This window comes from Pseudomonas sp. PGPPP4 (genome assembly GCF_002256045.1).
Lineage (GTDB): Bacteria > Pseudomonadota > Gammaproteobacteria > Pseudomonadales > Pseudomonadaceae > Chryseomonas > Chryseomonas oryzihabitans.
Genome location: NZ_NKID01000014.1, coordinates 55,194 through 78,738, shown reverse-complemented (window position 1 = coordinate 78,738; position 23,545 = coordinate 55,194). Strand labels below are relative to the sequence as shown.

Sequence of the window (23,545 nt, the reverse complement as noted above, 5' to 3'; positions counted from 1 at the left end):
GTACCATGCCGCCTCCTGCGCCCGAGGTGATGATGGATCTCTTGCTCTTCCTGGTGCTCGGCGTCTGCGCCGGGCTGCTGGCCGGTCTGTTCGGGGTCGGCGGCGGCCTGATCATAGTGCCGGTGCTGGTCTACAGCTTTACCGCCCAGGGCCTCGATCCGGACATCCTCACCCACTTGGCGGTGGGTACCTCGCTGGCCACCATCGTCTTCACCTCGCTCAATTCCGTCTGGGCCCACCACCGACTCGGCGCCGTGCGCTGGCGGCTGTTCGCCTGGATGGCCCTGGGCATCGTCTTCGGCAGCGCCTTGGGCGCCCTGACCGCCGCCGCCATCCACGGCCCGCTGCTGCAGAAGATCATCGGCATCTTCGCCATCCTCATCGCCCTTCAGCTGGCGCTGGACCTGCGCCCCAAGGCCCAGGCCGGCGAACCGGGCAAACCGGCGCTGACGGTGGCCGGGGTGGTGATCGGCTGGGCCTCGGCCATCTTCGGCATCGGCGGCGGCTCGCTCACCGTACCCTTCCTGATCTGGCGCAGCCTGAGCATGCAGCAGGCGGTGGCCACCTCGGCGGCCTGCGGCCTGCCCATCGCCCTGTCCGGGGCGCTGTCCTTCATTCTGGTCGGCTGGCAGCAGCCGGGCCTGCCCGCCTGGAGTCTGGGCTATGTCTATCTGCCGGCCTTGCTGGGTATCGCCCTGACCAGCATGTTCTCGGCCCGTTTCGGTGCGCGGCTGGCCCATCGCCTGTCGCCCCGGCTGCTCAAGCGCCTGTTTGCCCTGTTGCTGTTCGGCGTCGGTCTCAATTTCTTACTCTGATCCCTTTCAAGGAGGCACCATGCTGCCGTATCCGCAAATAGACCCGGTGGCCCTGTCGCTGGGGCCGCTGAAGATTCACTGGTACGGCCTCATGTACCTGGTGGGGATCGGTGGCGCCTGGTGGCTGGCCAAGCGGCGACTCAATCGCTTCGATCCGCGCTGGACCAGCGAGACCCTGTCCGATCTGGTGTTCTGGGTGGCGCTGGGGGTCATCGCCGGCGGGCGACTCGGCTACGTGCTGTTCTACAACCTGGCGGAATACATCGCCAATCCGACGCTGATCTTCGAGGTCTGGAAGGGCGGCATGTCCTTCCACGGCGGCCTGCTCGGGGTGATCCTGGCGGTCTGGTGGTTCGGCAAGCGCCACAACAAGGGCTTCTTCGAGCTGATGGACTTCATCGCGCCGCTGGTGCCCATCGGCCTCGGTGCCGGCCGCATCGGCAACTTCATCAACGCCGAACTCTGGGGCAAGCCCACCGACGTGCCCTGGGCGATGATCTTTCCGCCCTACAGCGATCCGGCCCAGCTGCCGCGCCATCCCTCGCAGCTGTATCAGTTCGCCCTGGAAGGGGTGGCGCTGTTCGTGATCCTCTGGCTCTACTCGCGCAAGCCGCGGCCGACCATGGCCGTGTCCGGCCTGTTCGTGCTCTGCTACGGCATCTTCCGCTTCATCGTCGAATTCGTGCGGGTGCCCGACGCCCAGCTCGGCTATCTGGCCTGGGGCTGGCTGACCATGGGGCAGGTGCTCTGCGTGCCCATGGTGCTCGGCGGCATCGCGCTGATGGTCTATGCCCATCGCCGCGCGCCGCAGCCGGTCGTCCGAGCCGAATGACGTCTGAGGCCCGCCCGCATGACAAGTGCGGGCGGGCTGTTATAGTTCAGGGACCACCATCACAACCGCGCAAGGGATCAGCCGTATGAATCCGTTCCGTAGCCTGGCTGCCGTGCTGGCGCTGGCCCTGACGATGCAGGTCTTGCCGGCGCAGGCGCAGCAGGCTCAGGGTGAAGTCACCGAATATCAGACCGCCGACCAGGCGTTCGGTGAAGCCCAGGCACCCGCTGCCTTTTCCATGATCGGCGACCTGCTGATCGCGCGGCCGCTGCTGATCGCCGCGACCGTGATCGGTGCGGGGGCTTTCGTGATCAGTCTGCCGTTCACCGCCGCCGGCGGTAACATCGGCAAGGCCGGCAAGGCGTTGGTGGTCGAGCCGGGCAAGGCGGCCTTCGTGCGCTGCCTGGGCTGTACCCAGAGCGGGTACGGGCGTACCGAATAGGCCCTGGCGCCGGACCTGGCCGCTCAGGCCTGGCCGCTGATCTTCAAATACTTGTCGTGCAGCTGCTCCTTGGTCTCGACATGGTTCTCGTCGAGGGGGATGCAGTCCACCGGGCAGACCTGCTGGCACTGGGGTTCGTCGTAGTGGCCCACGCACTCGGTGCACAGGTTCGGATCGATCACGTAGATCTCCGCACCCTGGGAGATGGCGCCGTTCGGGCACTCGGGCTCGCACACGTCGCAGTTGATGCAATCGTCGGTAATGATGAGGGACATCGTCGGCTCCACGCTGCGCGAACGCGCAGCGATCCAAAAGTCAGGCGCGCATTTTGCCCCATCCGCGCGCCGGCTGCACCCGACAGTCCTTGGGGTTAATCAGCTGGCCGGGGCAAAACGCTCCAGCAGCGCCTGATGCACGGTGGGATGGACGAACTTGGTCACGTCGCCGCCGAGCGCCGCGATCTCCCGCACCAGGGTGGAAGACAGGTAGGAATAGTGTTCCGACGGGGTCAGGAACATGCTTTCCGCCTGGGGCGCCAGCACCCGGTTCATGTTGGCCAGCTGGAATTCGAATTCGAAATCCGACACCGCGCGCAGGCCGCGCAGGATGATGGTCGCCTTCTGCTGCTCCACCAGGGTGGCCAGCAGGCAGCTGAAGCCGATCACCTCGACATTGGGCAGGTGCGCGGTCACCGCCTTGGCCAGCTCGACCCGGCGCTCCAGCGGAAACAGCGGATTCTTCTTGGGACTGGCCGCCACCGCCACCACGACTTCGTCGAACAGCCGCGAGGCGCGCTCCACCAGATCGCCATGGCCCTTGGTGATGGGGTCGAAGGTGCCGGGGTATAGCACTCGGTTCATGACGCTGTCCTGGGGGCGAAGCTGTTGGGGCTTGGATGGTAGCTCAGGGGCGGAGTGAGGCCAAGGCGACAGCCGCCGGGATCGCCGACCCGTGGGCGTTTATCGGCCGGATGGCGCTGCCCGCTGGCTGACCAGCCAGTCGGGGATGCGTCTTTCCAGGTAGTAGTCCGGATCGCGGAAGGCGCCGCCGACGAAACCCACATGGCCGCCATGGGGCAGGCGCTCGAACAGGGTATCGGGCGCCAGTTCGGCACGGGCGGGCAGGGCGTCGGTGCCGATGAAGGGGTCGTCTTCGGCCTGGATCAGCAGGGTGGGGATGCGGATACCCCCCAGGTAGTAGCGGCTGGAGGCCTGGCGGTAGTAGTCCCGGGCATCGCGAAAGCCGTGCAGGGGCGCGGTATAGCGATCGTCGAAGTCCCAGAAGGTCTTGAGTCCCTCGGGCGGCCCCAGGCGCGCGAGGATCTCGTGCTGTTCGGGGTGAAGGTCGCGGTCGAACAGCGCCTGCTTGTCGCGCACGTAGCGCGCCAGTTCGCGGATGAAGTGCCGCTGATAGATGCGCGAGAAGCCGATGCCGATGCGATCGGCGCAGAGGTCCAGGCGAAAGGGTACCGAGACCGCAGCGGCCGCCTGCAGGCCGCTGTGCTCGCCCCGCTCGCCCAGGTACTTGAGCAGCACGTTACCGCCCAAGGAAAAGCCCACGCCATACAGTGGCGCGTCCGGACGACTGGTTTGCAGGTGGCGCACCACCGCGGCCAGGTCTTCGCTGACGCCGGAGTGATAGCCACGTGGCAGGCGGTTGGGTTCGCCGGAGCAGCCGCGCCAGTTGAGGCCGACGCTGGCCCAGCCGCGGGCGGCCAGGGCGAATTGCAGGCCGAGCACATAGTGGGAGCCGGAGCTGCCGGTCAGGCCGTGGGCGATCAGCACCAGTGGTGCCCGCGGATCCTCGGCGTTGTACCAGTCCAGATCGAGGAAGTCGCCGTCCTCCAGCCACAGTCGTTCCCGCGGCCGGGTGATGGGCGGCAGGCGGCGCCACAGTGAGCCCCAGAGGGTCTGCAGGTGCGGGCCGGGCAGCCAGCGCGCCGGCTTGAAGGGCGTGCTGGTCACGCCTGGCGGTGCCAGAGGGCGTAGTGGACGTTGCCGGTCTTCTTCTCGCGGTGCAGCTGCCAGGTCGCGGGCAGCGTCAGGCGCGAGGGCTGGGTCTCGCTCTCGGTGTAGATCCAGGCGTCCGCAGCCAGCCAGCCCTGGGCTTCCAGGGCCGCGCAGGCCGGTTCCAGCAGGTTTTTGCCAAAGGGCGGATCGAGAAACACCAGGTCGAAGGGCGCTTCCGCCGGCTTAACCAGGGCCTGCAGGGCGTCGGTCTGGCGCACCTCGGCCTGGGCACAGCCAAGGGTCTGCAGATGGCCGCGCAGGGCAGTGGCGGCCTGGGCATTGAGGTCGAAGGCCAGCGCCTGGCCGGCGCCGCGGGAGAGGGCTTCCAGCAGCAGCGCGCCGCTGCCGGCGAAGGGGTCCAGCACCCGCGCGCCTGGGGTGACGGCGGCCAGCCAGTTGAATAGGGTCTCGCGGACCCGGTCCGGGGTGGGCCTCAGGCCCAGGGCATCGGGAAAGACGAAGCGCCGGCTGCGCCAGTCGCCACCGATGATGCGCAGTTGGTTGGCGGTCTTCTGGGCCATGCTAGTGCTCCGGAACGCCGCTGGGCGGCAAGTTGGGAAGAGGGCGGGGGGGCGGCAGCGGCTGCTGGGCGACCCGCGGGCCGGCGCTGACCACGACGAAGCGCTCGGGATCGAGGTGGCGCTGCAGGGCCGCATGCACCTGTTCCACCGTCAGGCGGCGGACCTGCTGGAGGAAGTCGTCCAGGTAGCTGCTGGGCAGGTCGTAGAAGCCGATGTTGCCCAGCTGGGCGACGATGGCGCCGTTGCTGGCGTTGGCCAGCGGGAAGCTGCCTTCGATCTGTCGCTTGGCGCGGTCCAGTTCGGCCTGGGTGGGACCCTGGGCCAGGTAGTCGCGCAGCAGGTCGCGGACCAGCGCCAGGGTGGCATCGCCCAGTTCGGCGCGGGTTTGCAGGCCGATGGTGAAGGGACCCGGCTGACGCATGGGGGTGAAGCCCGAGCTGACGCCGTAGGTGAGACCGCGGCGTTCGCGCAATTCGGTCATCAGTCGACTGCCGAAACCGCCACCGCCGAGGATCTGGTTGCCGACGAAGAGGGCGGCATAGTCGGGATCGCGGCGGGTGATGCCGAGCTGACCGAGTAGCAGGCGGGTCTGCTGGGCCGGGACCTCCAGTTGCACCCGCGCCGGCGCGGCGGGAGCCGGCACGGGCAGCGGCGGCAGGGCCGGACCGCGGGGCAGGGCGCGCGACAGCTGGGCGGCGATCTGCTCGGCGCGGGTCCGATCCAGATCGCCGGTAAGGGCGATCACGGCATTGCCGGCGGCATAGGCGCGGGCATGGAAGGCCCGGAGGCTGGCCGCGTCCAGGCGGGCCAGGCCAGCGGCCGTGCCCCGTGGCGAATGGGCATAGGGATGGTCGCCGTAGAGGCGTTCCTGCAGCGCCTCACCCGCCAGGTTCGCCGGTTCGCGGCGGCTGGCGGCGATCAGCGTCAGCAGCTGGTCGCGGATGCGCTGGATGGCCTCGGCGGGAAAGGTCGGGCGACCTACCACGTCGGCCAGCAGCGCCAGGGCCGGTTCGCTGTGGGCCGGATCGGCGAGGGTGCGCAGGCCGGCCACCGCCTGGTCACGATAGGCGCCGTTGCTGAAGTCGGCGCCCAGGCGCTCGAAGCCATCGGCGATGGCGCCGGCATCGCGTCCCGGGGTGCCTTCGTTGAGCAGGCCGTTGGTCAGCATGGCCAGGCCCGGGGTGGCGCCATCCTGGCTGCTGCCGGCGGCAAAGATCAGGCGCACGTCGAACATCGGCAATTCCGGCGCCGGCACGAACAGCACCTGGGCGCCCTCGGCGGTGCGCCAGCGCTGGATGTCCAGCTGGCGCCCCAGGGGCGGCGCGTCCTTGAGCGTCTTGAGGCTGTCCACGGCCGGATAGGCGCGCGCCAGATCGCCGACCGGGGTAGGGGACTGGCAGCCCGCGAGCAGGCACAGCGACAGCCAGAGCAGCGGCTTCATGGACGATTCTCCGCGGTGGCTGCGGGCTCGAGCTGGGCCAGGGTCAGGCGCTCGCGGGTGAAGTAGGTGCGGGCCACCCGGCGCAGGTCGTCGGGGGTGACCCGGCCCAGTTCGTCGAGCAGCCGATCCCCCTGGCGCCAGCCGAGGCCGACGCTTTCCAGCTGGCCGATGCTGCTGGCCTGGGCAGTGATGGAGTCGCGGCCATAGACCAGCCCGGCCACCAGCAGGGCGCGGACGCGGGCCAGTTCCTCGGTGCTGGGCGGCTCGCGTTTGAGCAGCTCCAGTTGCGCCCAGAAGGCCGCTTCCAGCTGGTCGAGGGTCTTGCCGCGCGGGGTATTGGGGGTGCCGCTGAGCAGGAAGAGGCTGTCGCCACGGGTGTAGGCGCCATAGGCGGCGCGCACGCTGCTGGCCACTTCCGTGCCGCGTTCGAGACGACTGGGCAGGCGCGCCCCCGAACCGCCGCTGAGCAGGGCGGCCAGCAGTTGCAGCGCATAGGCATCGCGCGGCTGGGCGGCGGTGGCCAGGCTGGGCACGTTGAAGCCCATCAGCAGGCTGGGCAGTTCGCGGGCCTGCAGGGCCAGGCGCCGCTCGCCCGGCGCCGGCAATTCCAGCGGTCGCCGCGGCGCGGGCAGATCGCTGCGGGGGATGCCGCCGAACCAGCGCTGCACCTCGGCGCGAATCGCCTGGGGTTCGACATCGCCGACCACCACCAGGGTGGCGTTGTTGGGTGCGTACCAGGTCTGGTACCAGCGACGCAGGTCGTCCACACCGAGGCGCTGCAGATCCTGGGGCCAGCCGATGGTGGGGTTGCGGTAGCCGCTGGCCGGGTAGGCGGCGGCCTTGAAGCGCTCGAAGGACAGCGCCTCGGGCCGGTCATCGGTGCGCAGCCGGCGTTCTTCCTTGATGACTTCCAGCTCGCGGCTGACTTCGTCCGGTTCCAGGCGCAGGTGCTGCATGCGATCGGCTTCCAGCTCCAGGGCCACGGGCAGGCGATCGCGGGCGAGCAGCTGGTAATAGACGGTGTAGTCGTCGGTGGTGAAGGCGTTTTCCTCGGCGCCCAGGTCGCGCAGCAGGTGCGAGGCCTCGCCGGCACCGAGCTTGCGGCTGCCCTTGAACATCAGGTGTTCCAGGGCATGGGACAGGCCGGTCGCCCCGGGTTCCTCCAGGCTCGAACCCGCGCGGTACCAGAGTTGCACCACGGCGACCGGCGCCCGGTGATCTTCGCGGACCACCAGCTTGAGGCCGTTGTCGAGGGTGAATTCCTCGGTGTTCTGCCGGCTGGCCGTGGCCAGGGCGAAGGCGGGGAGCAGGCTGAGCAGGACGACCAGGGCGGTCCGACGGGAGCGGGAGGCGGGCATCGCGAGAGCAGGCCTTGTAGCGCGGTAGGGGACGAAGCGGCTGCGTCCTGGGGACGGTCGCGCGTTTTTCGCCGACGGGGAGGTCTTCCGCCCGGCAGGCTGCTAGGATACGCATCCCTTTTCCCGACGGCCATGCCTGACGGTCGAGCCCCGCCTGGCGGAGCTCCCGCAGCCGGTTCGTCCGTTCGATACAGAGCCCCGCATGTTTGGATCCGACGACAAGAAGTCTCCCGCCACGGAGAAGAAAGGCCTGTTCGGCTGGTTCCGCAAGAAGACTGCCGAACCCGTAGAGACGCCTGCCGAAGCCCCCGCGCCTGAAGCCGAGGAGCGCCTGCCCGAGCCGCTGGCCAGCGAGCCGGTGCAGCACCCGGAGCCGGTGCCCGAACCGCCGGAGGCGATTCCCTCGCTGACCCCGGTGCCGGTCGCCGAAGAGGAGGCGCCGTCGCCGGTGGCGCTCACGGCGCTGGTCGAGCCGCTGGTGGCCGATCCCATCGTGCCTCCGGTCGAGGTCGAGCCGGCTAGGGCGCCCGAGCCGGAGCCCGAGCCCGAACCAGTGGCTGTGCCGGTCGCGCCGCTGCCTCCGGTTATGCCGGTGCCTGAGCCTGCTCCCGCCCCGGTCGTACCCGTTGCGCCCGTCGCCCCGGTCCGTCCTGAGCCCGAGGTGGTTGCGCCCGAACCCGAACCCGCTCCACCCGCTGTCGCCGCCACCCCGGCCGAACCGGCCAAGCTGGGCTTCTTCGCCCGCCTGCGCCAGGGCCTGTCCAAGACCAGCGCCAGTCTTGGCGAAGGTATGGCCAGTCTGTTCCTCGGCAAGAAGGCCATCGACGACGACCTGCTCGAAGAGCTGGAGACCCGCCTGCTGACCGCCGACGTCGGCGTCGAGGCCACCGGCGTCATCATGCGCAACCTGACCCAGAAGGTGGCGCGCAAGCAGCTGGCCGACAGCGAGGCGCTCTATCAGGCGCTGCAGCAGGAGCTCACCGAGATGCTGCTGCCGGTGGAACAGCCGCTGGTGATCGATACCTCGCACAAGCCCTATGTCATCCTGGTTGTCGGCGTGAACGGCGCCGGCAAGACCACCACCATCGGCAAGCTGGCCAAACGGCTGCAGAACGAAGGCAAGAAGGTCATGCTGGCGGCCGGCGACACCTTCCGTGCCGCAGCGGTCGAGCAGCTGCAGGTCTGGGGCGAGCGCAACCGCATCCCGGTGATCGCCCAGCACACCGGCGCCGATTCCGCCTCGGTGATCTTCGACGCCGTCCAGGCGGCCAAGGCCCGCGGCATCGATGTGCTGATCGCTGACACTGCCGGCCGGCTGCACACCAAGGACAACCTCATGGAAGAGCTGCGCAAGGTGCGCCGGGTGATCGGCAAGCTGGACGAGGCGGCGCCCCACGAGACCCTGCTGGTGCTGGACGCCGGTACCGGCCAGAACGCCCTCAACCAGGCCAAGCAATTCCACAACGCGGTGCCCCTGACCGGCCTGGCGCTGACCAAGCTCGACGGCACCGCCAAGGGCGGGGTGATCTTCGCCCTGGCCAAGCAGAGCGCCCTGCCGATCCGCTATGTCGGCGTCGGCGAGAGTATCGACGACCTGCGGCCCTTCGAAGCGCGGCCCTTCGTCCAGGCCCTGTTCGCGGAGCGGGGCGTCTCATGATCCAGTTCGACCGCGTCTCCAAGCGCTATCCCAACGGTCACGTCGGCCTGCAGGAACTGAGCTTCCGTGCCGAACGCGGCGAGATCCTCTTCGTCACCGGGCATTCCGGCGCCGGCAAGAGCACCCTGATGCGGCTGATCCTGGCCATGGAAAGGCCCACCGGCGGCAAGCTGACCCTGGCCGGCCAGGACATCTCGCGCATCACCAATGCGCAGATTCCCTTTCTGCGCCGGCAGATCGGCGTGGTCTTCCAGAACCATCAGTTGCTCTATGACCGCACCGTGTTCGACAACGTCGCCCTGCCGCTGCAGATCCTCGGCCTGTCCAAGCCCGAGATTGCCAAGCGCGTGGCCGCGGCCCTGGAGCGGGTCAGCCTCAAGGACAAGCTCGACGACTATCCGGCCGAGCTCTCCACCGGCCAGCAGCAGCGGGTCGGCATCGCCCGCGCCGTGGTGCATCGGCCGGCCCTGCTGCTCGCCGACGAACCCACCGGCAACCTCGATCCGCGCCTGGCCTCGGAGATCATGGGCGTCTTCGAGGACATCAACAGCCTCGGCACCACGGTGCTGATCGCCAGTCACGACCATGCCCTCATCGCCCGGCTGCACCATCGCATGCTGACCCTGCAGCGCGGCCGCCTGATCGGCGACGAAGAGGAGAGCCAGCCATGAGCGCCACCGAACTGCCCCGTGGCCAGGAACAGGGCGGCAAGCCCCAGCGTCCGCAGCGCCAGGCCCCGAAGAAACCCAAGAGCGACTGGCGCAGCCCGCTGCATGCCTACCTCGAAGCCCACCGCACCGGTCTGAGGGACAGCCTCAGGCGGATGGTGCAGCAACCCATAGGCACCTTCCTCACCTGCCTGGTGATGGGCATTGCCCTGGCGCTGCCCATGGGCGTGTCGCTGCTGCTGAAGAACGTCGAGCGCCTGGGCGGCTCCTGGCAGCGCGCGGCGCAGATCTCGGTGTTCCTCGACCTGCGCACCGGTCAGGACCAGGCCGAGGTGCTGATGAGCCAGATCAAGATCCTGCCCGATGTGGCCGAGGCACGCTGGATCAGCCCGGACGACGCCCTGAAGGAATTGCAACAGGACGCCGGCCTCGGTGAGGCGCTGCGCGAATTGCCGCAGAATCCGCTGCCCGGCGTCATCGCCGTGACCCCCAAGGAAATCGACAAGAGTCGCCTCGACATGCTGCGCAGCCAGCTGGCCGAGATGAATGGCGTGCAGCAGGTGCAGCTGGACATGCAGTGGGTCGAGCGCCTCACCGCCATCCTCAAGCTCGGCGAGCGCTTCGTCTTCGGCCTGACCGTGGTGCTGGTGATCGCCCTGCTGCTGGTGATTGGCAATACCATCCGCCTGGCCATCGAGAATCGCCGCACCGAGATCGAGGTGGTCAAGCTGGTGGGCGGTACCGACGGCTACGTGCGCCGGCCCTTCCTCTACATGGGCGCGCTGTTCGGCCTGGGCGCCGGCATCGCCGCCTGGGCCCTGCTGGTGTTCGGCCTGAACTGGCTGAACGCCGCGGTGCTGGATCTGGCCGGCCTCTACGGCAGCGATTTCGCCCTGGGCAGCGTCGCCCTCGAGGACGGGCTGCAACTGCTGATCGGTGCGGTGCTGCTCGGCTACATCGGCGCCTGGCTGGCGGTTGCCCGTCATTTGCGCGAACTCGCTCCGCGCTGACGAACGGCCGTTTCCGACACCTCCGGAAACGGTCTAAACCCCTGATGGCACACGGCTTTCACGGTAGTTTTCAGCTGGGGTTAAGGGAACCTCGGCTAGTCTGGCGCTGTCCAAAAAATCAGTGTTAGACTGCCCAGTGCTTAGTGAATCGGAGGATTCGCATGACCACTTCGTTGCAACCTGTTCCTACATTGGTTCCCGGCGCCAGCCTGGAAGCCTATGTGCATTCGGTGAACAGCATTCCGCTGCTCACTCCGGAGCGGGAGCGTGAACTGGCCGAGCGCCTCTTCTACAAGGAAGACGTCGAGGCCGCCCGGCAGTTGGTGCTCGCGCATCTGCGTTTCGTGGTGCATATCGCCAAGAGCTATTCTGGCTATGGTCTGGCCCAGGCCGACCTGATCCAGGAAGGCAACGTCGGCCTGATGAAGGCCGTGAAGCGCTTCAATCCTGAAATGGGCGTACGCCTGGTATCCTTTGCCGTGCACTGGATCAAGGCCGAAATCCACGAATTCATCCTGCGCAACTGGCGGATCGTCAAGGTCGCCACCACCAAGGCGCAGCGCAAGCTGTTCTTCAACCTGCGCAGCCAGAAGAAGCGGTTGGCCTGGCTGAACAACGACGAGGTCCATCGTGTGGCCGAAACCCTGGGCGTCGAGCCCCGGGAAGTGCGCGAGATGGAAAGCCGTCTGACCGGCCATGACATGGCCTTCGACCCGGCCAGCGATGCCGATGACGACGCGGCCTATCAGTCGCCGGCCCAGTACCTGGAAGATAGCCGGTACGATCCGGCGCGTCAGCTGGAGGAAGCCGACTGGACCGACAGCTCCACGGCCAATCTGCACGAGGCCCTGGAACGCCTGGACGACCGCAGCCGCGACATCCTCTACCAGCGCTGGCTGGCCGAGGAAAAGGCGACGCTGCATGAGCTGGCGGCCAAGTACAACGTCTCGGCGGAACGTATCCGTCAGCTGGAGAAGAACGCGATGAACAAGCTCAAGGGCAACATCGCCGCCTGATCCGGTTTGGGATCGAAAAGCCGCGCCCCAGCCAGGGCGCGGTTTTTTTATGGTCGTGATCCCAAGAATGCTGCCCAAGTGTCTGCCAGGGCAGCAAATTTCACAGCCTTCTCGAGCCGCGAACGCTCCAGCTCCGGGAGCCCGGGTCGAGGAGGGGATTCAGCGCTTGCTTTGCTAGGCCTCAGTCAGGCGCAGGTGCAACAGCGGAAAGGGCCGGCCCTGGCCGTCCAGTGGAGAGCGGCCCACCTGCTCGAAACCAAGGTGCCGATAGAACCCTAGGGCCTGGGGATTTTGCTCGTTGACGTCGACATGGCGGATGCCCCGCTCGATGATGACCTGCTCCACCAGTTGCCGCCCTATACCGGTGCCCCGAACCGCGTTGGACACGAACAGCATCTCCAAGCGGTCGCCGTCGGTACCGGCGAAGCCCTGGATGACGCCCTGGCCATCGCGGTAAACCCGCAAGTCAACGGCCGGCAGCGCGTGGTCGCGAACCAGGCGGCGCAACGGATCAATGTCCGCTTCATCGAGAAAATCATGCGTCGCCCGGACCGCCTCTTCCCAGACCACTAGCAAGCGGTCGAAATCCGCCGGTGATCCCTGCTGAATTTGCCCCTGGCTCACTGTCCGGTCATCCGCCGCAGGTAGTCGCTGCCGCCCAGCTGGCGTTCCTGCTGGCGGATCCAGGCGGCGCGTTCGGCGACGTAGGCGCTGGGGCGGCTCGGACTCCATTCGCGAGGATTGGGCAGCACGGCGGCCAGCAGGCTGGCCTGGCGGTCGGAGAGGTAGGGCGCGCCTATGCCGAAATGGTGGCGGGCCGCGGCCTCGGCGCCGAACACGCCGTCGTCCCATTCCACGCTGTTGAGATAGACCTCGAGGATGCGCTGCTTGGACCAGAAGGTTTCCAGCAGCACGGTGAACCAGGCTTCGAAGGCCTTGCGCAGATAGCTGCGGCCGCTCCAGAGAAAGAGATTCTTGGCGGTCTGCTGGCTGATGGTGCTGGCGCCGCGCAGGGAGCCGCCGGCTTCGTTGTGGCTGAATGCCTGGCGGATCGCCGCCATGTCGAAGCCCCAGTGCTCGGCGAAGTGCTGGTCTTCACCGGCGATCACCGCCATCTTGAGATCGTCCGGCAGCTCCTTCCAGGGCCGCCAGTCGCGCTGCAGGTCGATGGGCTTGCCGTCGATCCAGGATTCGACCTTGCGCTCCACCATCAGCATGCTGCCCGGCGGCGGTACCCAGCGCAGGATCAGCACCAGGGCGGCGCTGAGGGCGGCGAACCAGAGGGCGATACGCAGGAGACGGCGGAGAAGGGAGAGCAGCATCGGCTTGGTCTTTGGCGGTTAGCGAGCCATTATAACCAGCGCTTCTCTCCTATCGCCCGGTAAAACCCATGTTGCGTCTCTTCCTGCTGTTCGCGGCCCTGGCCGGCTTCACCGGTGTCGGACTCGGCGCCTTCGCCGCCCACGGACTCAAGGGCCGGCTCACCGCCGACTACCTCGCGGTGTTCCAGACCGGCGTGCTCTATCAGCTCATCCACGCCCTGGCGCTGTTTGGCGTCGCCCTGCTGTCGCTGCATTTCCAGGGGCGCCTGGTGGCCTGGGCCGGTGGCTGCTTCATCGCCGGTATCCTGCTGTTTTCCGGCAGCCTCTATCTGCTGACGCTGACCGGCATCTCGCGGCTGGGCATCATCACCCCCTTCGGCGGCCTGTGCTTTCTCGCCGGCTGGGCCTGCCTGGCCATCCTCGCCTGGCGCCTGAGCAGCCTCTGAGCGCGCGCTGGCCGTCGTTCCCGGCCCGGCGCCGCTGCAATGAACGCCCGACCGGCGTAGAATGCCGGCTCACCCCGTGACGATGCCTTTGCCATGCAGATCCTGTTGAACGGCGAATCCCTTGAATTGCCGGACGGTGCCACCGTCGCCGACCTGCTCGTGCGTCTCGACCTGACCGGACGGCGAGTGGCGGTGGAGCGCAACCTCGACATCGTGCCGCGCAGCCAGCACGCCACCACCGCCCTGGCGGACGGCGACCGGCTGGAAGTGGTCCACGCCATCGGCGGCGGCTAGCCGCGAAAGAGGAATCCAGATGAAAGACACCCCCTTCACCCTGGCCGGGCGCACCTATGCCTCGCGCCTGCTGGTCGGTACCGGCAAGTATCGTGACCTCGAAGAGACCCGCGTGGCCATCGAGGCCTCCGGCGCCGAGATCGTCACCGTGGCGGTGCGCCGCACCAACATCGGCCAGACGCCCGGCGAGCCCAATCTGCTCGACGTGATCTCGCCTGAGCGCTACACCATCCTGCCCAACACCGCCGGCTGCTACGACGCGGTGGAAGCGGTGCGCACCTGCCGCCTGGCGCGCGAGCTGCTCGACGGCCACAACCTGGTCAAGCTGGAAGTCCTGGCCGACCAGAAGACCCTGTTCCCCAATGTCATCGAGACCCTCAAGGCCGCCGAAACCCTGGTCGCCGACGGCTTCGACGTCATGGTCTACACCAGCGACGATCCCATCGTCGCCCGCCAGCTGGAAGCCATCGGCTGCATCGCCGTCATGCCGCTGGCCGGTCTGATCGGCTCGGGCCTGGGTATCTGCAATCCCTACAACCTGCGCATCATCCTCGAAGAGGCCAAGGTGCCGGTGCTGGTGGATGCCGGGGTGGGTACCGCCTCCGACGCCACCATCGCCATGGAGCTGGGTTGCGAAGCGGTGCTGATGAACAGCGCCATCGCCCATGCTCGCGAGCCGGTGCTGATGGCCGAAGCCATGAAGCACGCCATCGTCGCCGGTCGCCTGGCCTATCTGGCCGGGCGCATGCCGCGCAAGCTCTATGCCACGGCGTCCTCGCCGCTGGATGGCCTGGTCAACTAGGAGGCTACTCTCGATCTGCTGCGCGTCGACCAAACGGCGTTGAAAATGCCTTCGGAATGCTCATTTACTCTTTGTAAACTCGAGCGCGAGTCCGATCCGCTTCCTCAGGCATTTTCGCCTTGTTTCGCTTTAGCTCGCGAGATCGAGAACAGCCTCTACACCGGCGCCCTCCGTCACGCGCCCGGCCTCTGCCGGGCGTCTCTTTTTCCCACTATCGATAACGCCATGACCGATCATCAAGACGACCAGACCCCCGACCGCCCCCGGCGCACCATCAAGAGCTTCGTGATGCGCGCCGGCCGCATGACCGAAGGCCAGCAACGCGGTCTCGACCAGGGTTGGCCGCGCTTCGGTCTGGAATTGACCGACGGCCTGCGGGATTTCGACCAGGTGTTCGGGCGCCAGGCGCCGCGCACCTTCGAGATCGGCTTCGGCATGGGCCATTCCACCCTGGAAATGGCCGCTGCCGCGCCGGAGCAGGATTTCATCGGCGTCGAGGTGCATCGCCCGGGCGTGGGCGCGCTGCTCAACGGTGCCATGACCCAGGAACTGACCAATCTGCGGGTCTACAGCTGCGATGCCCTGGAGGTGCTGCGCCAGTGCGTGGCCGATGCCAGCCTGGACCGGGTGCTGCTGTTCTTTCCCGATCCCTGGCACAAGAGCCGCCACCACAAGCGCCGTATCGTCCAGCCGGCCTTCGCCGAGCTGGTCAGGCAGAAGCTCAAGGTCGGCGGGGTGCTGCACATGGCCACCGATTGGCAGGCCTATGCCGAACACATGCTCGAGATCATGAACGCCGCCCCGGGTTACCGTAATCTCGGCGACGCCTCGGGCTATGTGCCGCGCCCCGAGGAAAGACCCATCACCAAGTTCGAGCGCCGTGGCGAACGCCTGGGGCATGGGGTCTGGGATCTCAAGTTCGAACGCCAGAGCTGACCGTGTATCTCTGACGAATCGAGCTTGAGCTGCCGAAGGGCAATTGGCATGATGGCCAATTGCCCTGCTGTGATGGCGGTTGCAGTCGAATTCACAGAGACGCCTGGATGTCAGCCCATTACAAGAACGCTAAACGGCCATGTGCCGCCCTTTGTGAGGGGCGGATCCGATGACGGACCGGGTACGTCCCGATTCGCCCGCGGCCGAGTTGCACGCCGTACGGCGCTGGCTCGAAGTCGAACGCAGCGCCCGGCAACGCACCGAACGTTCGCTGCACCTGATCGCTTCGGCCTTCGCCCTCTGCCGCGACGCCATGGCCGTGCTGACCGAAAGCGGTCAGATCATCGAAGCCAATGACGCCCTGCGCGCCCTGATGCTCAGCGCGGAGCGCAGTGTCAGCGGCCAGTACCTGTCGCACTACATCAAGTTGCCCGAGGCGGCCATCCGCACCTTCGAGCGCGACGGCTATGCCCTGTGCGAAGCCCAGTTCCATGTCTCCGCCAAGCGCGTCACGCCGGTGGAGATCAGCCTGAGCCGCTTTGCCGGCGAGGCGGATCGCGAAGGCTATGTGGTGGCCAGCCTGAGGGACATCACCGAGCGCAAGCGCGCCGAGCAGGCCCTGGAGCGCATGGCCCTGAGCGATGCCCTGACCCAGTTGCCCAACCGGACCTCCTTCTACCAGGATTTCGAGACGCGCCTGCAGGATCTGGAGGAGGCCGGCAACCTGGCGGTGCTGTTCATCGATGTCGACGGCTTCAAGGAGGTCAACGACTCCCTGGGCCATGCGGCCGGTGACGAGTTGCTCTGCGCCCTGGTGCGGGAGTTGCGCCAGGTGCTGGGCGCTGGCGAGGTGTTGGCGCGCTGGGGTGGCGATGAATTCGTCGCCCTGTTGGACGTGAGCGATCGCGATCAGGCGCGTCAGGTGGCCGAGCAGTTGGTGCAGGCGGTGGGTCGCCAGCAATGCATCGCCGGCCACGATATCCGCGTATCGGCCAGCATCGGCCTGAGTCTGGCGCCCGAAGAGGGGCTGGATGTGGAGACCCTGCTGCGCAACGCCGATGCCGCCATGTACGCGGCCAAGGCGGCCGGCAAGAGCCGGGTGCGTTGCTACGATCCGCAGCTGACCAGCGAGGCGCGCAGCAAGGTGACCCTGCTGGCCCATCTGCACGGCGCCATCGAAGCCGAACTGATCACCTTCGTGCTGCAGCCCAAGTTCGATGCCCGCCAACGCATGATCAGCGCCGAGTTGCTGGCGCGCTGGAATTGTCCGGGCGTCGGCGCCGTGCCGCCCAATGTCTTCGTCGCCCTGGCTGAGCAGAACGGCATGGCCTCGGCCCTCGGGCGTCTGGCCATCCGCCGCGCGGCCGGCTGCGCCCGGGCACTGCAGGACGCCGGCCTGCAGATCCCGGTGGCGGTCAACATCTCGCCGCTGCAGGTGGCCGATGACGAACTGGCCGAGGTCCTGGCGGCGGCCTGCGCCGAATTCGGTATCGCGCCCAGGGCCCTGGAGCTGGAGGTGACCGAGTCGGTGTTCCTGCAGAAGGGCACCCCGGAGCGGCGCCTGGCCCTGTTGCGCGAGCAGGGCTTTCGGGTGGCGATGGATGACTTCGGCACCGGCTATTCGTCGCTGGGCTATCTGCACCGCTTGCCCTTCGACACCATCAAGATCGACCGCAGCTTTCTGCTGGCGGTGGACGCCGACGACAGATCCCGGCAGTTGCTGGCCGGCATCGTCAGCCTGTGCCGCGCACTGGACATGCAGATCGTCGCCGAAGGGGTGGAAACCCAGGCCCAGTTCGAATTGCTCAAGGACCTGGGCGTGGACACCTTCCAGGGCTTCCTGCTGGGGCGCCCGCAATCCCTGGAGTGCCTGCTGGACGCTATCCGCGCCGCCGACCGCTAGCCGCGCCGCTCGGCCAGCACGCCCAGCAGACAGACGCCGATCAGCAGCACCGGGGCCAGGGCGTAGTTGTTGAACTGCGCCAGGCCCTTGACCACCCAGGGGGTCAGGAAGGTCATGGCGGCGCCATAGATGGCCAGGCAGGCCAGGGCGAAGGCCGGGACCCGGACGGCGGTCGGCAGGCTGCCCAGGCGCGCCTGGATGAAGGCGTTGACCTGGCTGCCGAACAGCACCAGCAGGGTGGCGGTGACCGCCAGGGCCACCTCGTCCAGGTGGCTGCGACTCCAGCGGGAGAGGTCGGCGATATGGTCGAGTACGAAGTCCAAGGCAGAGCTCCTCGTCAGTCAGGCAGAAAGGATTGCAAGAGGTCGTTCAGGAACAGCTGGCCGCGGGCGGTGGGGCGCAGGCGCTCTTCGTCCTCGGCCAGCAGGCCGGCGCGGCGCGCCGCGGCCAGCGCCGGCGCCAGGCTGTCCAGCGACTGACCGGTCCGCTGCGGATACCAGGCGGCGGGCACCCCGTCGACCAGGCGCAGGGCGTTCATCATGAAATCGAAGGGCAGATCGGCCGGTTCCAGAGCTTTCGCGCCGGCCTGGAAGGCCTTGGCCGGGTCGAGATAGTCCTTGGGCAGGCGGGTCTTCCAGGTGCGCAGCAGGGTACCGTCTGGGGCGCTGAGCTTGGCGTGGGCGCCGGCACCGATGCCGAGGAAGTCGCCGAAGCCCCAGTAGTTGAGATTGTGCCGCGCCTGGCGCCCGGGCTGGGCATAGGCGGAGGTCTCGTATTGCCCATAGCCGGCGGCCGCCAGCCGCGCCTGGCCGGCTTCCTGGATGTCCCAGAGGGTGTCGTCTTCGGGCAGCTCCGGCGGCTGGCTCCAGAACACCGTGTTGGGCTCCATGGTCAGCTGGTACCAGGACAGGTGCGTGGGCGCCAGGGCGATGGCCTGCTCCAGATCACCGAGGGCATCGGCCACGCTTTGCTCGGGCAGGCCGTGCATGAGGTCCAGGTTGAAGTTGTCGAAACCGGCGGCGCGCGCCCGGTCGGCGGCGCGGATGGCTTCCTCGCGCCCGTGGATACGCCCCAGGGCCTTGAGCTTGGCGTCCTGGAAACTCTGGATGCCGATCGACAGCCGATTGATGCCCAGGCTGCGATAGGCGACGAACTTGGCCTGCTCGAAGGTGCCGGGGTTGGCTTCCAGGGTGATCTCGATGTCCGGCGCGAAGCTCAGGCGCCGGGCCACGCCGTCCAGTAGGCGCCCCAGGGCCTCGGCGGAAAACAGACTGGGCGTGCCGCCGCCAAAGAAGATCGAGGTCAGCGGGCGGCCATGGACGTGGACCAGGTCCCTGTCCAGATCCGCCAGCAAGGCGTCGACGTACTCCGCTTCCGGCAGGCTCGGACCGGCCGCGTGGGAGTTGAAGTCGCAATAGGGGCACTTGCGCACGCACCAGGGGATGTGGACGTAGAGCGCCAGTGGCGGCAGGGCGAACACCTGTGTCACAGGCCGAGCCGTTGCTTGAGCTGGGCCATGGCGCGGGCGCGATGGCTGCGCTGGTTCTTTTCCGCCGGCGCCAGTTCGGCTGCGGAGACCGCTTCGCCATCGGGCTGGAACAGCGGATCGTAGCCGAAGCCATGCTCGCCCTGGGCGGCATGCAGGATGCGCCCGGGCCAGAGGCCTTCGCAGAGGATCGGCAGCGGATCGTCGGCGTGACGCACCAGCGCCAGCACGCAGACGAATTGGCCGGTGCGCTCGGCGTCGGGCACCTCTTTCAAGGCCTCGAGCAGCTTGGCGTTGTTGGCCGCATCGCCCTTGCCGTCGGCGTAGCGCGCGGAATAGATGCCGGGGGCGCCGCCGAGGGCGTCCACCGCCAGGCCCGAATCGTCGGCCAGGGCCGGCAGACCGGACAGCCGCGCCGCGTTGCGTGCCTTGAGGATGGCGTTCTCGACAAAGGACAGCCCGGTTTCCTCGGGCTCCACCTGGCTGAATTCACCCACCGAGCGCACCCGCACCCGGTCGCCGAGCATGGCCTGGAGTTCCTTGAGCTTGCCGGCGTTGTGGCTGGCGAGCACCAGTTCGGTAAGGTCGGACATGGGAGACTCCGCGTCGCGTTGAGAAGGGCGGCGTATTGTACGCGAAGCCGTGCCCGGGCTGGATGCGCCCCCCATGCCTTACGTCATATCGCGACGCGATGCTCCTGCAGGCGCGGCGCGCTGACCCGGTAGATGCCGATCTCGCCGAGCAGGTTGGGCCACAGCTTGCTGGCCCAGCCATGACGGTGCAGGCGGTCCACGGCGAGGCGATCCAGCACCTGGGCGCGCTGTTCGCGGCAGAGGCGCTCGAAGTCCTCGAAGGTGCAGAAGTGGATGTTCGGCGTGTTGTACCAGGTGTAAGGCAGGAAGTCGGAGACCGGCATCCGCCCCCGGCCGCCCAGGTACAGCCGGCAGCGCCAGTGACCGAAGTTGGGAAAGGTGATGATGCACTGGCGACCGACCCTGAGCATCTCCTGGAGGATGCGATCGGGGTACTGCATGGCCTGCAGCGACTGGGTCATGACCACCACGTCGAAGCTGTCGCTGGCGAAGTTGGCCAGGCCGCCGTCGAGATCCTGCTCGATGACGTTGACGTCCTTGAGCAGGCATTCGGCGATCTTGTCCGGGTCGATCTCCAGGCCGTAGCCGGTGACCTGCTTGTGATCGCGCAGCCAGGCGAGCAACTCGCCGGTGCCGCAACCGAGGTCGAGGACTCGGCTGCCGGCGGGGATCCATTCCTGAATGATGTCCAGATCGGCGCGCACGGCAGCTATACCTCGATGCGGGTCATGTAGTGGGAGAAGGCCTGCAGATAGCGCGGGATGGGGATGAGGAAGGCGTCGTGACCCTGGGGGGCGTCGACCTCCAGGTAGCTGACGTCCTTGCGCGCGGCCATCAGGGCGTTGACGATCTCCTTGGAGCGCGCCGGCGAGAAGCGCCAGTCGGTGGTGAAGGAGACGATCAGGAAGCGTGCCTGCACCCCGGCCAGGGTCTTGGCCAGGTCGCCGCCATGGGCGTGGGCCGGATCGAAGTAGTCCAGCGCCTTGGTCATCAGCAGGTAGGTGTTGGCGTCGAAGCGGCCTGAGAATTCCTCGCCCTGGTAGCGCAGGTAGCTCTCCACCTGGAATTCGACGCTGTGGAAGTCGTAGTTGAGCTGGTCGGTCTTGAGTTCGCGACCGAATTTCTCGCCCATGGCCTCGTCGGACAGGTAGGTGATGTGGCCGACCATGCGCGCCAGCATCAGGCCGCGCTTGGGGATCACGCCCTTTTCCTGGAAGTGCCCGGCATGGAAGTCCGGGTCCGAGAGGATGGCCTGGCGCGCCACCTCGTTGAAGGCGATGTTTTCCGCCGACAGCTTGGGTGCCGAGGCGATGGCCAGGCAGTGGCGGATGCGCTCGGGATAGCTGATGGTCCACTGCAGCGCCTGCATGCCACCCAGGCTGCCGCCGATCACCGCCGCCCACTGCGCGATGCCCAGGCGATCGGCCAGTCGCGCCTGGCTGTTGACCCAGTCTTCCACGGTCAGCACCGGAAAGTCCGCGCCATAGGCGCGGCCGGTGTCGGGATTGGGACTGCTGGGACCGGTGGAGCCGTTGCAGCCACCGAGGTTGTTGAGGGCGACGACGAAGAACTTGCGGGTGTCGATGGGCTTGCCCGGACCGATGCAGCTGTCCCACCAGCCCGGCTTGCGGTCGTCGAGGCTGTGATAGCCGGCCGCGTGGTGATGGCCGGAGAGCGCGTGGCAGATCAGCACGGCGTTGCTGCGGCTGGCGTTGAGTTCGCCATAGGTCTCGACCATCAGGTCGTAGGCCGGCAGGGTGCGGCCACAGGCCAGGGCCAGGGGCTCGTTGAAGTGCAGCAGCTCGGGGGTGACCAGGCCGACGGAATCTTCGGGAATGACGCTGGGCATTGACGGCTCGTCCGGGGCGGGGCTCGCCAGTCTAAAGAGCGTCGCCAGGAGCGGCAAGGGCAGCCGTGGCGCGGCGGTCAGGGGCCGCGCCTCGGGTGGCGGATGGGGCTAGCCGACCCGTGCCAGCGGCAGGGCGACCACGTTGTCGTGGCGCTGGGAAGGGGCCGGCCGGCTGATCTGCTTGAGCATGTCGCTGACCTCGCTGAGCTGCCGGTGCAGGACGTCCTCGTGCACCTGCAGGCGGCGCACCTGTTCCTGGCTGTTGAGGTTCTGCTGGGTGAGCTGCTTGAGCGCCAGCATGCTGGTTTCCAGTAGCTGCTTCTGCTCGCGGGTGTGCTGCACCAGCGGGGTCAGGGCGCCGTCGTTCCAGCGCAGCACCTGGGCATGGGCACCTTCCTGCAGGGCCTGGACCTCCTGGGCCACGGTGGCGAAGAAGCGGCGGGCCAGGGCGCTCTGCTCGGTGAGCAGGGTCTTGACCTGGCGCTGGACCTCCTCGGTCTTGAGTTGCAGCTGGCGCAGCTCGCGGACATAGGGGCGGATGCGCAGCCGCGGCGCTTCCAGGGGGTGCAGCGGATTCTCCACATTGTGTCGCTGGTAGACCGCGCCGAGCACCTTGTTGGCCCGGTCGGCCTCGTTGTCCAGGGCCAGCAGGTCATGCTCGACCACGCGGAAGAAGCGGGCGATGGACTGGTTGATGCCGACGGTGGTCAGGCTGGTGCGGAATTCTCGGCGGGCGGTGTCCAGGTGAGCGTCCAGGCGCTCCGGCGCGACCAGGTCGGTCAGCAGCTTGCGCTGCCCGGCCAGCATGTTCTGGGTGGTGCGCAGATCCAGCAGGCGGCGGTGATAAAGGTCGTATTCCTGGCGGGTGCGGGCGGTCTGCAATTCCAGGCCGGCACCGGGCAATTCCTCGTCGGCCAGTTGCGCGTACTGGGCGCGAATGGCTTCCAGGCGCTGCTCGATCAGGGTGCGGCTGGCCCCCAGCAGACCACTGGCCTGCTGCACGATGCGCTGCTGCAGCAGGCGCTCGCGGGCGCCGACGATGCGTTCGGCGAGCAACTGTTCGAGGCTGTCCAGCTGGCTGCGCGCGAGCAGTTCCAGATCGCCACGGACCTTGCCCAGCAAGGCCTGCTTGGCCGACAGCGGCAGGATGTGCTCGGCCGGCAGCGCCAGTTGCCGGGCGCTGGCCTGGCGGACGTTTTCCAGCGACTGGGCGACATGGGCGACGCCGCCGAGGTCGTCCCAGAGGCTGTCGATCTTGTTCATCACCGCGAACAGCCGCTCCGGGGCATCACCCAGGGACGGCTTGACGCACTGCTCCCAGAGCGCGAGGTCCGAGGCGGTCACGCCGGTGTCGGCACCGATGAGAAAGAGCACGGCCTGGGCGTGGGGCAGCAGCGACAGGGTCAGTTCGGGTTCGGCGCCCAGGGCGTTGAGGCCGGGGGTGTCGAGGATGCGCAGGCCCTGGCGCAGCAGCGGATGATCGATGCTGATCAGCGCATGGCGCCAGGCCGGGATACTGACCAGGCCGTCGCTGTCGAGTTGTTCCAGCTGCTCGGGATCGAAGCCCAGCTGCACGGCGACGGCGGTTTCCACCTCGCGGGTCTCGGTGACCTTGGCCAGCAGGGCGGCCATGGCGTCCGCGTGGCTGTCGTCCAGGGCGAAGCGCTGCCAGGCCTCGGGCGCCTTGCGCCAGGCGGTCAGGCTGCGTTCGTCCAGGCGGCTGTCGATGGGCAGCAGCTGCAGATAGGGACCGTCGGCCGCGGCGTCGAAGAAGATCTCGGTGGGGCACATGGTGGTGCGCCCGGCCTGGGACGGCAGCATGCGCTGGCCGTAGTCGGCGAAGAAGAGGGCGTTGATCAGTTCGGTCTTGCCGCGGGAGAACTCGCCGGCGAAGGCCAGGGTGATGCCATCGGCCTGCAATTCGCTCTGGCAGGTCGCCAGGGCGGCGTCGAGGGCCGGAGAGGCCAGACGATTACGCTGCAACCAGTCGCGGTAGCGGCCCAATTGGGTGTCGAGTTCGGCTTTCCACGCGGCATAGGCATCGACGTGGCGGAACAGGCGTTCCATAGGGGGACTTCCTTGACCTGAACAGCAAAGGCTGGACGGTGCCCCAGCGTCCAAAGGACGTCAATGCCGCCTCCGCCA

Annotated in this window: 26 protein-coding genes; 12 read left to right on the top strand and 14 right to left on the bottom strand. The window is 67.7% G+C overall.

The window, feature by feature from the left end:
• Positions 1-32: 32 nt before the first annotated feature.
• From CFE50_RS20385 to CFE50_RS20375, 3 genes are all read left to right on the top strand, one after another.
• The gene (locus tag CFE50_RS20385; protein ID WP_286737084.1) at positions 33-815 is read left to right on the top strand and encodes a sulfite exporter TauE/SafE family protein; all 783 of its coding nucleotides are present in this window, start codon (positions 33-35) and stop codon (positions 813-815) included.
• A gap of 19 nt (positions 816-834) precedes the next feature.
• Complete coding sequence (gene lgt, locus CFE50_RS20380) at positions 835-1,647, top strand: prolipoprotein diacylglyceryl transferase (protein WP_017641011.1); 813 nt, start codon at positions 835-837, stop codon at positions 1,645-1,647.
• Between the two features lie 85 nt (positions 1,648-1,732).
• Entirely contained in the window at positions 1,733-2,089 is a 357-nt protein-coding gene (locus CFE50_RS20375) for a multidrug transporter (RefSeq protein WP_278895178.1), read from the top strand.
• A 23-nt stretch (positions 2,090-2,112) separates the two neighbouring features.
• Here the strand turns inward: CFE50_RS20375 and CFE50_RS20370 are convergent, their stop codons facing one another.
• From CFE50_RS20370 to CFE50_RS20345, 6 genes are all read right to left on the bottom strand, one after another.
• Positions 2,113-2,364 carry a YfhL family 4Fe-4S dicluster ferredoxin gene (locus CFE50_RS20370; protein ID WP_007161640.1) on the bottom strand — a complete coding sequence of 84 codons (252 nt, stop codon included), beginning with the start codon at positions 2,362-2,364 and terminating at the stop codon, positions 2,113-2,115.
• 99 nt (positions 2,365-2,463) lie between these two features.
• A complete protein-coding gene (gene coaD, locus CFE50_RS20365; protein WP_007161641.1) occupies positions 2,464-2,949 on the bottom strand; it encodes a pantetheine-phosphate adenylyltransferase in 486 nt (161 codons plus the stop codon).
• A 99-nt stretch (positions 2,950-3,048) separates the two neighbouring features.
• Positions 3,049-4,053 (bottom strand): hydrolase, encoded by a 1,005-nt coding sequence (locus CFE50_RS20360; RefSeq protein ID WP_286737080.1) that lies wholly within the window; start codon positions 4,051-4,053, stop codon positions 3,049-3,051.
• Entirely contained in the window at positions 4,050-4,619 is a 570-nt protein-coding gene (gene rsmD, locus CFE50_RS20355) for a 16S rRNA (guanine(966)-N(2))-methyltransferase RsmD (RefSeq protein WP_027602916.1), read from the bottom strand. Before rsmD ends, CFE50_RS20360 begins: the two co-directional genes overlap by 4 nt.
• Position 4,620: 1 nt before the next feature.
• Positions 4,621-6,060, bottom strand: coding sequence for a M16 family metallopeptidase (locus CFE50_RS20350; RefSeq protein ID WP_027602917.1), 1,440 nt, complete (start codon positions 6,058-6,060; stop codon positions 4,621-4,623).
• Positions 6,057-7,418 (bottom strand): M16 family metallopeptidase, encoded by a 1,362-nt coding sequence (locus CFE50_RS20345; protein WP_286737077.1) that lies wholly within the window; start codon positions 7,416-7,418, stop codon positions 6,057-6,059. Before CFE50_RS20345 ends, CFE50_RS20350 begins: the two co-directional genes overlap by 4 nt.
• Positions 7,419-7,620: 202 nt before the next feature.
• On the opposite strand from CFE50_RS20345, the gene ftsY reads away from it, so the two are divergent.
• The 4 genes from ftsY (at position 7,621) to rpoH (ending at position 11,769) form a co-directional block, all read left to right on the top strand.
• Positions 7,621-9,075 carry a signal recognition particle-docking protein FtsY gene (gene ftsY / locus CFE50_RS20340; protein ID WP_027602919.1) on the top strand — a complete coding sequence of 485 codons (1,455 nt, stop codon included), beginning with the start codon at positions 7,621-7,623 and terminating at the stop codon, positions 9,073-9,075.
• Positions 9,072-9,746, top strand: a complete 675-nt coding sequence (ftsE, locus tag CFE50_RS20335) for a cell division ATP-binding protein FtsE (RefSeq protein WP_007161647.1) — start codon at positions 9,072-9,074, stop codon at positions 9,744-9,746. Before ftsY ends, ftsE begins: the two co-directional genes overlap by 4 nt.
• Positions 9,743-10,753, top strand: a complete 1,011-nt coding sequence (ftsX, locus tag CFE50_RS20330) for a permease-like cell division protein FtsX (protein WP_241807638.1) — start codon at positions 9,743-9,745, stop codon at positions 10,751-10,753. The genes ftsE and ftsX overlap by 4 nt, the downstream gene beginning before the upstream one ends.
• Before the next feature lie 161 nt (positions 10,754-10,914).
• Positions 10,915-11,769: an RNA polymerase sigma factor RpoH gene (gene rpoH / locus CFE50_RS20325; RefSeq protein ID WP_007161649.1), complete on the top strand. Its 855-nt coding sequence runs from the start codon at positions 10,915-10,917 to the stop codon at positions 11,767-11,769.
• A 174-nt stretch (positions 11,770-11,943) separates the two neighbouring features.
• Here rpoH and CFE50_RS20320 read toward each other — a convergent pair whose 3' ends face one another.
• Positions 11,944-12,393 carry a GNAT family N-acetyltransferase gene (locus tag CFE50_RS20320; protein WP_286737074.1) on the bottom strand — a complete coding sequence of 150 codons (450 nt, stop codon included), beginning with the start codon at positions 12,391-12,393 and terminating at the stop codon, positions 11,944-11,946.
• Positions 12,390-13,091 (bottom strand): monofunctional biosynthetic peptidoglycan transglycosylase, encoded by a 702-nt coding sequence (gene mtgA, locus CFE50_RS20315; protein WP_286737072.1) that lies wholly within the window; start codon positions 13,089-13,091, stop codon positions 12,390-12,392. Before mtgA ends, CFE50_RS20320 begins: the two co-directional genes overlap by 4 nt.
• A gap of 68 nt (positions 13,092-13,159) precedes the next feature.
• On the opposite strand from mtgA, the gene CFE50_RS20310 reads away from it, so the two are divergent.
• The 5 genes from CFE50_RS20310 (at position 13,160) to CFE50_RS20290 (ending at position 17,472) form a co-directional block, all read left to right on the top strand.
• A complete protein-coding gene (locus CFE50_RS20310; protein WP_286737071.1) occupies positions 13,160-13,537 on the top strand; it encodes a DUF423 domain-containing protein in 378 nt (125 codons plus the stop codon).
• Positions 13,538-13,630: 93 nt separating this feature from the next.
• Positions 13,631-13,831, top strand: a complete 201-nt coding sequence (gene thiS / locus CFE50_RS20305) for a sulfur carrier protein ThiS (RefSeq protein ID WP_007161653.1) — start codon at positions 13,631-13,633, stop codon at positions 13,829-13,831.
• A 19-nt stretch (positions 13,832-13,850) separates the two neighbouring features.
• Positions 13,851-14,633 carry a thiazole synthase gene (locus CFE50_RS20300; protein WP_007161654.1) on the top strand — a complete coding sequence of 261 codons (783 nt, stop codon included), beginning with the start codon at positions 13,851-13,853 and terminating at the stop codon, positions 14,631-14,633.
• Between the two features lie 225 nt (positions 14,634-14,858).
• A complete protein-coding gene (trmB, locus tag CFE50_RS20295) occupies positions 14,859-15,569 on the top strand; it encodes a tRNA (guanosine(46)-N7)-methyltransferase TrmB (RefSeq protein ID WP_286737070.1) in 711 nt (236 codons plus the stop codon).
• Between the two features lie 169 nt (positions 15,570-15,738).
• Positions 15,739-17,472: a putative bifunctional diguanylate cyclase/phosphodiesterase gene (locus CFE50_RS20290; RefSeq protein ID WP_286737067.1), complete on the top strand. Its 1,734-nt coding sequence runs from the start codon at positions 15,739-15,741 to the stop codon at positions 17,470-17,472.
• On the opposite strand, the gene CFE50_RS20285 is transcribed toward CFE50_RS20290, so the two are convergent.
• The 6 genes from CFE50_RS20285 to CFE50_RS20260 form a co-directional block, all read right to left on the bottom strand.
• Positions 17,469-17,795: a DUF3392 family protein gene (locus CFE50_RS20285; protein WP_007161657.1), complete on the bottom strand. Its 327-nt coding sequence runs from the start codon at positions 17,793-17,795 to the stop codon at positions 17,469-17,471. The two genes, CFE50_RS20290 and CFE50_RS20285, sit on opposite strands and share 4 nt — an antisense overlap.
• 14 nt (positions 17,796-17,809) lie before the next feature.
• Positions 17,810-18,961 (bottom strand): radical SAM family heme chaperone HemW, encoded by a 1,152-nt coding sequence (hemW, locus tag CFE50_RS20280; protein ID WP_044341950.1) that lies wholly within the window; start codon positions 18,959-18,961, stop codon positions 17,810-17,812.
• Complete coding sequence (gene rdgB, locus CFE50_RS20275) at positions 18,958-19,551, bottom strand: RdgB/HAM1 family non-canonical purine NTP pyrophosphatase (protein WP_286737065.1); 594 nt, start codon at positions 19,549-19,551, stop codon at positions 18,958-18,960. Before rdgB ends, hemW begins: the two co-directional genes overlap by 4 nt.
• Positions 19,552-19,634: 83 nt before the next feature.
• On the bottom strand, positions 19,635-20,255 hold the full coding sequence (metW, locus tag CFE50_RS20270; protein ID WP_007161660.1) for a methionine biosynthesis protein MetW: 621 nt from the start codon (positions 20,253-20,255) through the stop codon (positions 19,635-19,637).
• Positions 20,256-20,260: 5 nt separating this feature from the next.
• On the bottom strand, positions 20,261-21,400 hold the full coding sequence (gene metX / locus CFE50_RS20265) for a homoserine O-succinyltransferase MetX (RefSeq protein WP_007161661.1): 1,140 nt from the start codon (positions 21,398-21,400) through the stop codon (positions 20,261-20,263).
• A 108-nt stretch (positions 21,401-21,508) separates the two neighbouring features.
• The gene (locus CFE50_RS20260; RefSeq protein WP_286737064.1) at positions 21,509-23,467 is read right to left on the bottom strand and encodes a dynamin family protein; all 1,959 of its coding nucleotides are present in this window, start codon (positions 23,465-23,467) and stop codon (positions 21,509-21,511) included.
• Positions 23,468-23,545: the final 78 nt, after the last annotated feature.

What these genes read in the sequence shown, in the direction of transcription:
- CFE50_RS20385 (WP_286737084.1), top strand. Translation starts at nt 33, where the DNA reads ATGGATCTCTTGCTCTTCCTGGTGCTCGGCGTCTGCGCCGGGCTGCTG.
- lgt (WP_017641011.1), top strand. Translation starts at nt 835, where the DNA reads ATGCTGCCGTATCCGCAAATAGACCCGGTGGCCCTGTCGCTGGGGCCG.
- CFE50_RS20375 (WP_278895178.1), top strand. Translation starts at nt 1,733, where the DNA reads ATGAATCCGTTCCGTAGCCTGGCTGCCGTGCTGGCGCTGGCCCTGACG.
- CFE50_RS20370 (WP_007161640.1), bottom strand. Translation starts at nt 2,364, where the DNA reads ATGTCCCTCATCATTACCGACGATTGCATCAACTGCGACGTGTGCGAG.
- coaD (WP_007161641.1), bottom strand. Translation starts at nt 2,949, where the DNA reads ATGAACCGAGTGCTATACCCCGGCACCTTCGACCCCATCACCAAGGGC.
- rsmD (WP_027602916.1), bottom strand. Translation starts at nt 4,619, where the DNA reads ATGGCCCAGAAGACCGCCAACCAACTGCGCATCATCGGTGGCGACTGG.
- CFE50_RS20350 (WP_027602917.1), bottom strand. Translation starts at nt 6,060, where the DNA reads ATGAAGCCGCTGCTCTGGCTGTCGCTGTGCCTGCTCGCGGGCTGCCAG.
- CFE50_RS20345 (WP_286737077.1), bottom strand. Translation starts at nt 7,418, where the DNA reads ATGCCCGCCTCCCGCTCCCGTCGGACCGCCCTGGTCGTCCTGCTCAGC.
- ftsY (WP_027602919.1), top strand. Translation starts at nt 7,621, where the DNA reads ATGTTTGGATCCGACGACAAGAAGTCTCCCGCCACGGAGAAGAAAGGC.
- ftsE (WP_007161647.1), top strand. Translation starts at nt 9,072, where the DNA reads ATGATCCAGTTCGACCGCGTCTCCAAGCGCTATCCCAACGGTCACGTC.
- ftsX (WP_241807638.1), top strand. Translation starts at nt 9,743, where the DNA reads ATGAGCGCCACCGAACTGCCCCGTGGCCAGGAACAGGGCGGCAAGCCC.
- rpoH (WP_007161649.1), top strand. Translation starts at nt 10,915, where the DNA reads ATGACCACTTCGTTGCAACCTGTTCCTACATTGGTTCCCGGCGCCAGC.
- mtgA (WP_286737072.1), bottom strand. Translation starts at nt 13,091, where the DNA reads ATGCTGCTCTCCCTTCTCCGCCGTCTCCTGCGTATCGCCCTCTGGTTC.
- CFE50_RS20310 (WP_286737071.1), top strand. Translation starts at nt 13,160, where the DNA reads ATGTTGCGTCTCTTCCTGCTGTTCGCGGCCCTGGCCGGCTTCACCGGT.
- thiS (WP_007161653.1), top strand. Translation starts at nt 13,631, where the DNA reads ATGCAGATCCTGTTGAACGGCGAATCCCTTGAATTGCCGGACGGTGCC.
- CFE50_RS20300 (WP_007161654.1), top strand. Translation starts at nt 13,851, where the DNA reads ATGAAAGACACCCCCTTCACCCTGGCCGGGCGCACCTATGCCTCGCGC.
- trmB (WP_286737070.1), top strand. Translation starts at nt 14,859, where the DNA reads ATGACCGATCATCAAGACGACCAGACCCCCGACCGCCCCCGGCGCACC.
- CFE50_RS20290 (WP_286737067.1), top strand. Translation starts at nt 15,739, where the DNA reads ATGACGGACCGGGTACGTCCCGATTCGCCCGCGGCCGAGTTGCACGCC.
- rdgB (WP_286737065.1), bottom strand. Translation starts at nt 19,551, where the DNA reads ATGTCCGACCTTACCGAACTGGTGCTCGCCAGCCACAACGCCGGCAAG.
- metX (WP_007161661.1), bottom strand. Translation starts at nt 21,400, where the DNA reads ATGCCCAGCGTCATTCCCGAAGATTCCGTCGGCCTGGTCACCCCCGAG.
- CFE50_RS20260 (WP_286737064.1), bottom strand. Translation starts at nt 23,467, where the DNA reads ATGGAACGCCTGTTCCGCCACGTCGATGCCTATGCCGCGTGGAAAGCC.